Source organism: Constrictibacter sp. MBR-5, assembly GCF_040549485.1.
Taxonomy (GTDB): Bacteria; Pseudomonadota; Alphaproteobacteria; order JAJUGE01; family JAJUGE01; genus Constrictibacter.
This window is the reverse complement of record NZ_JBEPTK010000034.1, coordinates 1-12385: the sequence shown is the minus strand read 5'-3', so window position 1 is coordinate 12385 and position 12385 is coordinate 1. Positions and strand designations below refer to the sequence as shown.

Here is a 12385-nt window from a genome sequence, read left to right as displayed (position 1 = left end):
GTGCCCGCCCGCGGCCCGCTCCCCACCCCTCCCCCACCGCCCACTTCCGGCGGCGCCGCCCGCCGCGGCGGCGGCGGCCGCGCCGGCCCCCCGCCCGCGGCCGGCCGCCGGCCCCCCCCCGCTTCCCCGCCCCGATCAGGCGAGGTCGAAGCGGTCGAGGTTCATCACCTTGTTCCAGACCGCGATGAAGTCGTGCACGAACGCTCCACCGGCATCGTCGCAGGCATAGACCTCTGACAGGGCTCGCAGTTCCGAATTCGATCCGAAGACGAGGTCGACGCGGCTCGCTGTCCACTTGCGCTGGCCGGTCGCCCGGTCTGTGCCCTCGTACAGATGATCCGAGTCCGGAACTGGCTTCCACGCCGTGCCCATGTCGACCAGATTGACGAAGAAGTCGTTGGTCAACTGCCCGGGCCGGTTCGTGAAGACGCCGTGCTCGGCCCCCGCGTAGTTCGCGCCCAGCACGCGCAGGCCACCGAGAAGGACCGTCATCTCCGGCGCGGTCAAGGTCAGCAGCTGCGCCCGGTCGACCAGCATCTGCTCCACCGGGACGAGCTGGTCGGCATGGACATAGTTCCGAAAGCCGTCGGCCCGCGGCTCGAGAGGCTCGAAAGACTCCGCGTCGGTCTGCTCTTGCGAGGCGTCCATGCGGCCCGGGGTGAACGGCACCTCCACATCCTGGCCTGCATCCTTTGCCGCCTTTTCGACCGCCGCGCATCCGGCGAGGACGATGAGGTCGGCCAGCGAGACCTTCTTGCCGCCGGACTGCGACTCGTTGAACGCCTTCTGGATGCCTTCGAGCGTGCCGAGCACCTTCGCCAGCTTCTGCGGCTCGTTCACCTCCCAGTCCTTCTGCGGTGTCAGACGGATGCGTGCGCCGTTGGCGCCACCGCGCCTGTCCGAGCCGCGGTAGGTGGAGGCCGAAGCCCAGGCGGTCGACACCAGCTCCGGCACCGTAAGCCCGGAGGCAAGGATCTTCGCCTTCAACGCCGCGATGTCCGATGCGTCGACCAGTGGATGATCGACGGCCGGGATCGGGTCCTGCCAGAGGAGATCCTCTTGGGGGACCTCAGGGCCGAGATAGCGGGAGCGTGGTCCCATGTCGCGGTGGGTCAGCTTGAACCACGCGCGGGCGAAGGCGTCCGCGAACTGCTCGGGGTTCTGGTGGAAGCGGCGCGCGATCGGCTCGTAGATCGGATCCATCCGGAGGGCGAGATCCGTCGTCAGCATGATCGGCGCATGGCGCTTCGTCGGATCGTGAGCATCCGGCACGAGATTGTTCGCCGCCTCGTCCTTCGGACGCCACTGGAAGGCGCCGGCGGGGCTCTTCGTCAGCTCCCACTCGTGGCCGAACAGCGTGTCGAAGAAGCTCATGTCCCACTGGGTCGGCGTGGGCGTCCAGGCGCCCTCCAGGCCGCTGGTGAACGTATGACCGCCCCTGCCGCTTTCGTGGCGGCTGGTCCAGCCCAGGCCCTGTTCGGCGATGTCGCCGCCCTCCGGCTCCGGCCCGACCAGCGAGGGGTCGCCGATGCCATGGCACTTGCCGAACGTGTGGCCGCCGGCGATGAGCGCCACGGTCTCCTCGTCGTTCATGGCCATCCGCCCGAAGGTCTCGCGGATGTCGATCGCCGCGGCAACCGGATCGGGCTTGCCTTCGGGGCCTTCGGGATTGACGTAGATCAGGCCCATATGCGTCGCCGCGAGCGGGTTCTCGAGGATCCGCTCGCCCGAGGCGCCGTCGTAACGGTTCTTGTCGCCGAGCCATTCCTCCTCGGTGCCCCAGTAAATGTCCTCCGGCGGCTCCCACACGTCGGCGCGGCCGCCGCCGAAGCCGAAGGTCTTGAAGCCCATCGATTCGAGTGCGCAGTTCCCTGCGAGGATCATGAGATCCGCCCAGGAGATCTGCTTGCCGTATTTCTGCTTGACCGGCCAGAGCAGCCGGCGCGCCTTGTCGAGGTTGGCGTTGTCCGGCCAGCTGTTGAGCGGCGCGAAGCGCTGCGCGCCGGTGGAGGAGCCGCCGCGGCCGTCACCGATGCGATAGGTGCCGGCGCTGTGCCACGCCATGCGGATCATGAATGGGCCGTAGTGACCCCAGTCCGCTGGCCACCAGTCCTTCGAGTCGAGCAGGGTGGCGACGACGTCCTTCTTGAGGGCCGCAAAGTCGACCTTCTTGAATTCCTCGGCATAGTCGAAGCCTTCGCCCATCGGATTGGAAAGGCTGGAATTCTGATGAAGGATCTTGAGGTTGAGCTGGGTCGGCCACCAGTCGCGGTTCGACCTGTACCGCCGCATCTTCGTCTGCGGGGCGGTGCCGTGCATGACCGGGCATTTGCCGGCGCTCTGATCGGGTGTTCCGTCCATTACTCTCTCCCTATTTGCCGACCGGGTCGGCGTTCTTCTTGACCTGGGAAGACGGCGGCCCGGCGGAGAGATCAGCGGCTGGCACGGTCGCAAGTGCCGCGCGGGCAGCCGATCCCGGCCACGTGGCCGGCGCTAACGGGCTCCTGGGTTATCGGGAGCAAGTGCTCCGATGTTCGGCATCGGATGTTGTTACCTGCCGGGTCTCCCTCGCAAGAACCAACTTGCACGATGCTAGCCGAAGGCTGACGATAGGGGAAAGTGCTGATCCGTAAAAGAAGTGATAGACCGTGCCTATGGAAGAGGTGCTCACTGGATGAACCTGCGGGACCTTCGCTACCTGTTGGCCATCACCGAGCATCAGCATTTCGGCCGTGCCGCCGAGGCGTGCGGCATCAGTCAGCCGACGCTCTCCGTGCAGGTGCGCAAGCTCGAGGACCTGCTGGGGATCGCGCTGTTCGAGCGTACGAGCAAGGCCGTCACGCCGACCCCGGCCTGCGACCGCCTGATCGGCCATGTCCGTGCTGCGGTTGCGGAGACCGACGCCATCCTCGCGGTAGCGAGAAATCTGCGCGACCCCCTGGCGGGCCGGCTCCGCCTCGGCATCATTCCGACGCTCGCGCCCTACCTCCTGCCGCTGATCTTCGAGCCGTTGCGGGAGGCGTTGCCTGCGCTGAAGGTCGAGCCGTGGGAGGACCAGACAGCCACGCTCCTCGCGCGGCTAAGAGCGCATGAGCTGGATGCCGCGCTGCTGGCCACCGAAGTGATCGGATCGGATCTGGCCGCCCGCCCGCTGTTCGACGAGCCGTTCCTCGCCGCACTGCCTCCCGACCATCCGCTGGCGGCTCGCGAGGTGGTGGCAGAGGCGGATCTCGCACCCGACATTCTGGTCCTTGCGGACGGGCACTGCCTGCGCGACCAGGCGCTGACAGCCTGTGGTCGCAGTGGTCCGCTGGGAGATGCGCTGCGCGCGACGAGCCTCTCGACGCTGCTCAACATGGTGGCGGCCGGCTACGGCACGACGCTCGTTCCTGCACTGGCGGCCGGTGCGGCCCAGGATGCAGGGATCGTGCTTCGGCCGCTGGCGGCGCGGACCGTCCGGACCGTGTGCATCGCCTGGCGGACGCGCTTCCCGCAACGGGCCGCCTCTGAAGCCGTCGGGGATGTCATCGCACGGCGGCTGAGCGGCTTTGCGGAAGGGGCGGCGGCCGGTCTGGTCTAGCCGCCGACCTGCCACCATCCCAAGATGATTGCCGCCACTATGGCGGCCGCAGCGATCGCGAGAAGGCGATGGGGTGTCATCCACGTGCGGGGAGGCGCGTCGCCCGACCGCGCGACGGTCGCCGTTGCCTCCGCGGTGGCAGGCCCGCCGCGACCCGCCTCGGGGGCGACGCCGGCGGCTTCGCTATCCGTTCCCAACGGCGAGGCGGCAGGATCGGCGGCCGCCACCTTGTCGCGTGTTTCGCCCCGGTCGATTCTGGCGCGCAGCGTCTGCGCGTTATCCGGGATGCCCGTGTCCGACGTCGTCATCTTTTCCTCCGCGGATGCTCGCCCCCCGGCCACAGAAACGGAGAGACCTCTTCCACATCGTTCCAAACAACCGCATCGGCGGATCATTCCCGAAAGGCGTGCGGAACCCATCAGAGTGCGAAGAGTTGGCAGGTCGACCGGCCGATGCCGGCGCCCTCAAGCCGAGCGGGGTTCCCCGTGTACGATGTCGCGACCTTCACCCTGAACCCCTCCCTCGACCATTGGAGCGAGGCGGAGGAGGTCGTGCCCGTCCGGAAGGTGCGGACCGTCGAGGAACGCTTCGACCCCGGCGGCGGCGGCATCAACGTGGCGCGCGTGGTGCGGGAACTGGGCGGCCGCCCGCTCGCCGTCTACGCGACGGGGGGCTTCGCTGGCGACGCATTCGCCGCCTTGGTCGAGCAACACCATTTCGATCACCGGGCGGTCCGCATCTCCGGGGACACCCGGATCAGCCATACCGTCTATGACCGGGCGAACCGGCAGGAGTATCGCTTCGTCCCCGAAGGGCCGCGGCTGACGGAGCAGGAACGTGAGGCCTTCCTGGCGGAGATCGAAGGCTGCGAGGCCACCTATGCCGTCCTCAGCGGCAGCCTGCCGGCGCACAGCGGGCCGGACCTCGCGGCCGAGGTCGTGCGTCGGATGCGGAAGACGGGCGCGCGATGCGTTGCGGATCTTTCGGGAGAGGCACTCCGCGCCGCCCTCGATGTCGGCGTCCACCTGGTGAAGCCGAACCTGCGCGAGTTGGAAGCGCTCGTCGGCCGGGACCTGCCGACGCGGGATGACCGCAGAGGCGCGTGCCGCGACATCGTCGATTCGGGCGGTGCCGATACCGTCGCGCTGACGCTGGGCGCGGAGGGGGCGATGCTGGCGACGGCGGACGGGGTACTGGAACTGACCAACCCGGCGGTAGAGGTGCGGAGCGCCGTCGGCGCCGGAGACAGTTTCGTGGCCGCGATGGTCGTCGCCTTGGCGCGAGGGCGACCGACGGACGAAGCGTTCTCCTATGGCGTCGCCGCCGGAGCCGCCGCGGCGATGACGCCGGCAACCGAACTCTGTCGCCGTGCCGACGTGGAGGAACTCTTCGAGAGGATCGTGCGCAAGGGACCCCCCGGCCGACGGAGGTAGCGTGTCCGACTGGCACATCGACTATACATCGTACGACCCTGCGGAAGAGAAGCTCCGCGAGGCGCTCTGCACGCTCGGCAACGGCTATTTCGCGACGCGCGGCGCGTATGCCGACGCCGCGGCCGACGAGCGCCACTATCCCGGCACCTACGTCGCGGGGCTTTACAACCGGCGCGTCAGCGCGGTGGAGGGGCGGGAGGTCGAGAACGAGGATCTCGTCAACGTCCCGAACTGGCTGCCGCTGACGTTCCGGATCGGTGACGGCGACTGGTTCTCCATCGACGCCGTCGAGATCCTCTCCTTCCTGCAGCGGCTGGACCTGGAACGCGGCGAACTGCTGCGCGACGTCCGCTTCCGGGATGCGAGCGGTCGGACCACCCGCTGGCGGGAGCGGCGCCTCGTCAGCATGGGGGACTGCCACGTCGCAGCCCTCCAGGTCGAATTGACGCCGGAGGACTGGCAGGGCGAGGTGACCGTACGGTCGACGCTGGATGCCGGGGTGACCAATGGCGGGGTGGCGCGATACCGCGCCTTGGCGAGCCGCCACCTCGAGACGCTGGATGCGCGGGACGAGGGGCAGCACCGGATATCGCTGAGGGTCCGCACGACGCAGTCCCGGATCGAGATCGTCCAGGCGGCGCGGCTGGAGGTCGCGGACGGCGCCACGGCTGCGGCGGAGCCCGCCGTCCGGCAGTCGCCCGACCTGATCGGGCAGGAGGTGCGCGTATCGACGGGAGAGGCGCCCCTGCGGATCGAGAAGATCGTCGCGCTCCACACGGCGCGCGATCCGGCGATCGCCGAGGCGCGCCTCGCCGCCCTGGAGACGCTCGATCGCTGCACGGGCTACGAGGCCCTGGCGCGGCAGCACGCGATGGCATGGCGGCATCTTTGGGACCGGTGCGACATCGGGTTCGACGGCCCGGGCTGCAACGGCGAGCAGAGGAAGCTGCGTCTGCACATCTTCCACCTGCTCCAGACCGTCTCGCCGCACTCCGTCAACCGCGACATCGGCATTCCGGCGCGCGGCTGGCACGGGGAGGCGTATCGGGGGCACATCTTCTGGGACGAGCTGTTCATCCTGCCCTTCCTGACCCTGCGGCTGCCGCACCTGGTGCGCGAGGCCATGCGGTACCGCTATCGCCGGATCGGTGCCGCGCGGCGCGCCGCGGCCGCCGAGGGATTCCGCGGGGCAATGTTCCCCTGGCAGAGCGGCTCCGACGGGCGAGAGGAGTCGCAGCAGCTCCATCTCAACCCGGCATCCGGCAGGTGGCTGCCCGACAGGAGCCACCGCCAGCGCCATGTGAACGCCGCGATCTGCTACAATATCTGGCGCTACTGGGAAGCCACGAACGACACCGAGTTCATGTATGGCTTCGGTGCCGAGATGTTTCTCTCGATCGCCCAGTTCTGGGGTTCGATCGCGTCCTACGATCCGACGACCGGGCGCTACGACATCAAGGGGGTGGTGGGCCCCGACGAATTCCACACCGGCTATCCCGACACCGACGCCGACGAAGCGGGAGGGCTGACCAACAACGCCTATACGAACGTCCTCGTCGCCTGGCTGCTGGCGCGGGCGCGGGACGTCATGGACCTGCTACCGCCCGATCGGCTGACCGAGATCATGGAACTGACCGGGCTCGACGAGGCCGAATGCGAGCGGTGGCACGAGGTCTGCCGGAAGCTGAAGGTGCCGCTGCTGGACGACGGCATCATCAGCCAGTTCGAGGGCTACGAGAATCTGCGCGAACTGGACTGGCAGGACTATGTCGCGCGCTACGGCAACATTCAGCGCCTGGACCGAATCCTCGAGGCGGAGGGCGACGACGTCAACCGTTACAAGGTGTCGAAACAGGCCGACGTACTGATGATCTTCTACCTCTTCTCCGCCGAGGAGGTGACGCAGATCTTCGAGCAGCTCGGCTACGCCTTCGGTCGGCAGGCGATCCGTCGCAACGTCGACTACCACCTGGCCCGCACCTCGCACGGGTCGACGCTCAGCCTGGTGACGCACGCCTGGGTGCTCGCCCGGTCCGACCGCGAGCATTCCTGGCAGTTGTTTCAGCGGGGCCTGGACAGCGACATCGCCGACATCCAGGGCGGCACGACGAAGGAGGGCATTCACACCGGCGCGATGGCCGGGACCGTGGACATCGTCCAACGCAACTATCTCGGGCTGGAGACGCGTGCGGGAACGCTGCACTTCAACCCGTTGCTGCCGGAGGGCGTGGAATGGCTGCACGTCCGGCTGCAGTTCCGCCAGCACCGTCTCGATATCGATGTCACGCCGACCTCGCTCGACATCCGGAGCCGGCCGGAGGTCGCACCGATGATCGACGTCGCCTATCGCAGTCACTACCGCAAGCTGATACCCGGCGGACGTCAGCGTTTTGCGCTGGTGTCACCGTCGGCGCGTAGCGGCTCGCGGACGGAGTGAGAACGGACCGACGCGGATCGAGAGGCGACATGCAGCGAGAGCAGGCGGCCGACGGCAGTATCCACTTCGATCCCGCTGCGTGCCGCGCCGTGATCTTCGACATGGACGGCGTCATAACCGACACCGCAGAGCTGCACTTCGCCGCGTGGAAGGCGCTGTTCGACGCGGTGCTCCACGAGCGGGCACGGGAGAGGGAGGGGGCTGCGGCGCCGTTCACCGAGGCCGACTACCGCACCTTTGTCGACGGGAAGCCGCGTATCGACGGCCTGCGCAGCTTTCTCTCCGCCCGCGGCATCCGCCTTCCCGACGGAACGCGCGACGATCCTGCCGAGGCGACGACGATCCACGGGCTGGCGAAGCGCAAGAACGCCCTCTTTCAGGAATGCCTGGCGCGGCACGGCGTAACGCCATTCGAGGACACGGTGGCGCTGATCGGGCGGCTGAAGGCTGCGGGTATCCGGGTGGCCGCGATCTCCTCGAGCCGGAATGCCGAGCACGTGCTGAAGGCATCGCATACCTGGGACTTGTTCGAGGTGGTGGTGGACGGGAACCGTGCGGCGGCGGCCGGCCTGCAGGGCAAGCCTGCGCCTGACATCTTCCTGCACGCAGCCGCCGCGCTCGGCGTCGATCCCGCTGCGGCCGCGGTCGTCGAAGACGCCGTGTCCGGTGTCGCCGCCGCCCGGGCAGGGGGCTTCGGGCTGGTCGTCGGCCTGGCCCGCAAAGGCGGGGAACCCGCGCTACGCGATGCCGGCGCGGATCGCGTATTGCCCGACCTCACCGAAGCGACGGTGGGTTGAACCCGCTTTCCTGCCCGAGAGATGCGCGGCTGCCGGACCCCGGAGACTGCCGGCGGTTGCGAACCCCGCGACCTGGAGCATCCCCTCCGGCAGAGCGATTCTTCGGCGTCCGTGGGAACAGGCTCGATTTGCGCCGGTTACACCGCCTAGAAGGCCGCCCGGCGGCGGCGGGCCGACCGGAAGCGTCCGTGCCGGCCCTCAACGATACGCGGGAGAGAGCGATGAAGGCTCTGTGCTGGCACGGCAAGGGCGACGTTCGATATGACACGGTTCCGGATCCGAAGATCGAGGACGGACGCGACGCGATCATCAAGGTCACGGCCTGCGCGATCTGCGGCTCGGATCTCCATCTCTACGACGGCTATATGCCCACCATGGAGAGCGGCGACGTGCTCGGCCACGAGACGATGGGCGAGGTGGTCGAAGTCGGCAGCGCCAACGCGAAGCTCAAGGTCGGCGACAGGGTCGTCATCCCGTTCAACATCGCCTGCGGCGAGTGCTTCTTCTGCAAGAAGCAGCTCTACTCGCTGTGCGACAGGTCCAACCCGAACGCGGCGGCCGCGGCCAAGCTCATGGGCCACTCTCCCGCGGGTCTCTTCGGCTACTCGCACCTGCTCGGCGGATATGCGGGCGGCCAGGCGGAGTATCTTCGCGTACCGTATGCCGATGTCGGATCGATCGTCGTGCCCGACGGCATTCCGGACGAACAGGTGCTGTTCCTGTCGGACATCTTCCCCACGGGCTACATGGCCGCGGAGAACGCCGACATCCAGCCGGGAGACACGGTGGCGGTGTGGGGCTGCGGACCGGTGGCGCAGTTCGCCATACAGAGTGCCTGGATGCTGGGCGCGGGACGCGTCATCGCCATCGACAACATCCCTGAGCGCCTCGCGATGGCGGAAAGCCATGGGAAGGCGGAGACCATCAATTTCGACGACGCGGACGTGTACGACCGGCTGATGGAGATGACCGGCGGGCGCGGCCCCGACAGCTGCATCGACGCCGTGGGAACCGAGGCGCATACCGGTGGCGCCATAGGTTCGGTGCTCGACAAGGTGAAGGCCGCTGCGTACCTCGCGACGGACCGGCCGAGCGTGCTGCGCGAGATCATCATGTGCTGCCGCAAGGGCGGGACGATTTCCGTGCCCGGCGTCTACATCGGCGTCGTCGACAAGCTTCCCTTCGGTGCCTTCATGAACAAGGCCCTCACGATGCGGACGGGGCAGACCCACACGCACCGCTATCTGGCGCCGCTGCTGCAGAAGGTCCAGTCGGGCGAGATCGACCCCTCCTTCGTGATCACCCATCGCGCGGGACTGGAGCAGGGGCCCGAACTTTACGAGGCGTTCCGCGACAAGAAGGACGGCTGCATCAAGGTGGTGATGACGCCGAATGGCTGAACGGCCGCGCCGCGAGACGCAACGAGAAGCGAGGAGAAGCGCATGTCCAGCACCGAGAGGCCGCTCGCCGTGGTCACCGGCGCCTCGACGGGTATCGGGTACGAACTCGCGAAGGAGTGCTGTCGAAACGGCTTCGACCTCGTCGTCGCCGCCGATGAACCCGAAATCGAGACTTCAGCCGCAGACCTGCGAAGCCTCGGCGCCACGGTCGATGTGGTGGAGGCGGATCTCGCCACCATCGAAGGCGTAGACAAGCTTCTGGCGGCGATTGCCGGCAGGCCGGTCGAAGCCCTGCTGGCGAACGCCGGCCGTGGCCTCGGAAAAGGCTTTCTCGACCAGGACTTCGAGGCCGTTCGCCGGGTGGTGGACACCAACGTCACCGGCACGATCTATCTCATCCAGAACGTCGGCCGGGAGATGCGGCGGCGCGGCGGCGGTCGGATCCTGATCACCGGCTCGATCGCGGGGTTCATGCCGGGCACCTACCAGGCCGTCTACAACGCCTCGAAGGCCTTTCTCGACAGCTTCTCGTTTGCCTTGCGGCACGAGTTGCAGGGCACCGGCGTCACCGTCACATGCCTGATGCCGGGCCCCACCGACACGGACTTCTTCGAACGGGCGGACATGCTCGACACGAAGGTCGGCACGCAGACGAAGGACGATCCGGCGAAGGTCGCCGCGCAGGGCTTCGCCGCGATGATGAAGGGTGAGGGCGACGTGGTAACCGGCTGGCACAACAAGCTGCAGTCGGCGATCGCGAACGTTCTGCCCGCCGGCGTGACGGCCGAGATGCACCGAAAGATGGCCGAGCCGGGATCAGGCCGAAGCTGAGATCGGAGCCCTCCGGGCTCCTGAACTTCGGCTCAGCAGGCGGGCGCGAAGCTCTCCGCCTCCGCCATCTTCCACCAGCGGCTGTAAATGGTCTCGTTCGGCGCGTCGAGCAGGGCGCCGGCCGGGAGGAAATCGTAGACCAGGTCCGCCGACTGGACCTGGTTTCGGTCGAGACGGACGCGCAGATGGTGCGGCCGAAGCTGCCACGGGTCGGAAAGGCCCGCAGCGCCGACGAACTGCGACAACGCCACCAGCGTGTTCCTGTGGAACTGGTGGGCGCGGGGTGCCTTGTCGGCGACCACGAGCCCCGCCTGACGCCACGGATCCTGCGTCGCCACCCCGGTCGGGCAGCGGTCCGTGTGGCACTTCTTCGTCTGCACGCAGCCCAGCGAGAACATGAAGGTGCGGGCCGCATTGCACCAGTCGGCCCCCAGCGCGAGATTGGCCGCCAGATCGTGGCCGTCGACCACCTTGCCCGCGACCCCGATGCGGATCCTGTCGCGCAGGTTCGTACCGGCAAGGGCATTCACCACGAAGATCAGCCCTTCGCGCAGCGGCGTTCCGACGTGGTTGGACAGCTCGGCCGGCGCGGCACCGGTGCCGCCCTCGGCGCCGTCAATCACGATGAAGTCGGGCGTGATCCCGGTCTTCAGCATCGCCTTCGTGATGGCCAGGAACTCCCAGCGGTGGCCGATGCAGAGCTTGAAGCCCACCGGCTTGCCCTGTGAGAGTTCGCGGAGACGCGCGATCCACTGCATCAGTTCGACGGGGGTGGAGAAGGCGCTGTGGCTCGGCGGCGAGTGGACGTCGCGTCCGACCGGCACGCCCCGTGTCTCGGCAATCTCCGGGGTCACCTTGGGACCCGGCAGCAGGCCGCCCTGGCCGGGCTTGGCACCCTGGCTGAGCTTGACCTCGATCATCTTGACCTGATCGTGTGCGGCGCGTTCCGCGAACTTCGCTTCGTCGAAACGCCCCTCCGGCGTGCGGCAGCCGAAATATCCGGTGCCGATTTCCCAGACGAGATCGCCGCCATGCATCAGGTGGTAGCGGGAGATCCCGCCTTCGCCGGTGTCGTGATAGAAGCCGCCCATCTTGGCGCCCATGTTCAGCGCCTGTATGGCGTTGCCGCTGAGCGAGCCGAAACTCATCGCAGAGATGTTGAACACGGAAGCGCTGTAGGGCTTCGTGCAGAACTCGCCGCCGATGCGGATTCGATAGCTTTCGACATCCTGCTTGCGGCCCTGGATCGAATGATTGATCCACTCGTAGCGCGGGGAGTAGGGGTCCAACTCGGTGCCGAAAGCCTGGACGCTCTCGACATTCTTCGCGCGCCGGTAGACCAGGGCCCGCTGATTGTGGCTGAAGGGCCGTCCCTGATGATCGCTGTCGAGCAGATACTCGCGCATGTAGGGGCGCAGCCACTCGCAGAACCAGCGGAAGTGCGCGCTGACCGGGTAGAGCCGCATCAGGGTGTGGTGCGGCTGAGCGAGATCCCATACGCCCAAAGCGACCAGCGGACCGACCAGTATGAGGGGCCAGAGCCAATCGGCGGAGAACAGGGTGCCGAGACACAGGAAAAGGATCGCGACGCTCGCGATCGCGACGAACGGGACGTACCGCATGCTTTGGCGCTTCCGTAGCCGGGGGCTGCATAGCCGGGATGTACGGATCGAACGCCGGAGGCGGGATGAAATTCCCTACGCTCACGTCCTGTCCGGTATGCGTCGCTGGATGGGTGCTCGGCGCCCGGAACCGATTCTCGAATGTATGGAGAGTCGGGGGGGGGGGGCCCCCCCCCCCCCCCCCCAAACATAATTTACTAACGGGCCACCCCCCCGCCCGACCGGCCGCACGGCAACGCGCCCCGGAAACGCGGCAAGGGGATTTGTATTAAACCACCCCCCCAG

Annotated in this window: 9 protein-coding genes; 6 read left to right on the top strand and 3 right to left on the bottom strand. The window is 67.7% G+C overall.

Annotation, left to right across the window (positions count from 1 at the left end; genetic code table 11):
• Positions 1-135: 135 nt before the first annotated feature.
• Entirely contained in the window at positions 136-2361 is a 2226-nt protein-coding gene (katG, locus tag ABIE65_RS27480) for a catalase/peroxidase HPI (RefSeq protein ID WP_354081950.1), read from the bottom strand.
• A 313-nt stretch (positions 2362-2674) separates the two neighbouring features.
• Here katG and ABIE65_RS27475 point away from each other — a divergent pair, with 313 nt between their 5' ends.
• Positions 2675-3580 (top strand): LysR substrate-binding domain-containing protein, encoded by a 906-nt coding sequence (locus tag ABIE65_RS27475; RefSeq protein ID WP_354081949.1) that lies wholly within the window; start codon positions 2675-2677, stop codon positions 3578-3580.
• Here the strand turns inward: ABIE65_RS27475 and ABIE65_RS27470 are convergent.
• Positions 3577-3888: a hypothetical protein gene (locus tag ABIE65_RS27470; RefSeq protein WP_354081948.1), complete on the bottom strand. Its 312-nt coding sequence runs from the start codon at positions 3886-3888 to the stop codon at positions 3577-3579. The two genes, ABIE65_RS27475 and ABIE65_RS27470, sit on opposite strands and share 4 nt — an antisense overlap.
• A gap of 177 nt (positions 3889-4065) precedes the next feature.
• On the opposite strand from ABIE65_RS27470, the gene ABIE65_RS27465 reads away from it, so the two are divergent.
• The 5 genes from ABIE65_RS27465 (at position 4066) to ABIE65_RS27445 (ending at position 10478) form a co-directional block, all read left to right on the top strand.
• On the top strand, positions 4066-5013 hold the full coding sequence (locus ABIE65_RS27465) for a 1-phosphofructokinase family hexose kinase (RefSeq protein ID WP_354081947.1): 948 nt from the start codon (positions 4066-4068) through the stop codon (positions 5011-5013).
• Position 5014: 1 nt separating this feature from the next.
• The gene (locus ABIE65_RS27460; protein ID WP_354081946.1) at positions 5015-7450 is read left to right on the top strand and encodes a glycoside hydrolase family 65 protein; all 2436 of its coding nucleotides are present in this window, start codon (positions 5015-5017) and stop codon (positions 7448-7450) included.
• Between the two features lie 89 nt (positions 7451-7539).
• Positions 7540-8247, top strand: a complete 708-nt coding sequence (locus tag ABIE65_RS27455) for an HAD family hydrolase (protein ID WP_354081945.1) — start codon at positions 7540-7542, stop codon at positions 8245-8247.
• Positions 8248-8468: 221 nt separating this feature from the next.
• Entirely contained in the window at positions 8469-9647 is a 1179-nt protein-coding gene (locus tag ABIE65_RS27450) for a zinc-dependent alcohol dehydrogenase (protein ID WP_354081944.1), read from the top strand.
• 42 nt (positions 9648-9689) lie between these two features.
• Positions 9690-10478, top strand: a complete 789-nt coding sequence (locus ABIE65_RS27445; RefSeq protein ID WP_354081943.1) for an SDR family NAD(P)-dependent oxidoreductase — start codon at positions 9690-9692, stop codon at positions 10476-10478.
• Positions 10479-10510: 32 nt separating this feature from the next.
• On the opposite strand, the gene ABIE65_RS27440 is transcribed toward ABIE65_RS27445, so the two are convergent.
• Entirely contained in the window at positions 10511-12100 is a 1590-nt protein-coding gene (locus ABIE65_RS27440) for an FMN-binding glutamate synthase family protein (protein ID WP_354081942.1), read from the bottom strand.
• Between the last annotated feature and the right edge of the window lie 285 nt (positions 12101-12385).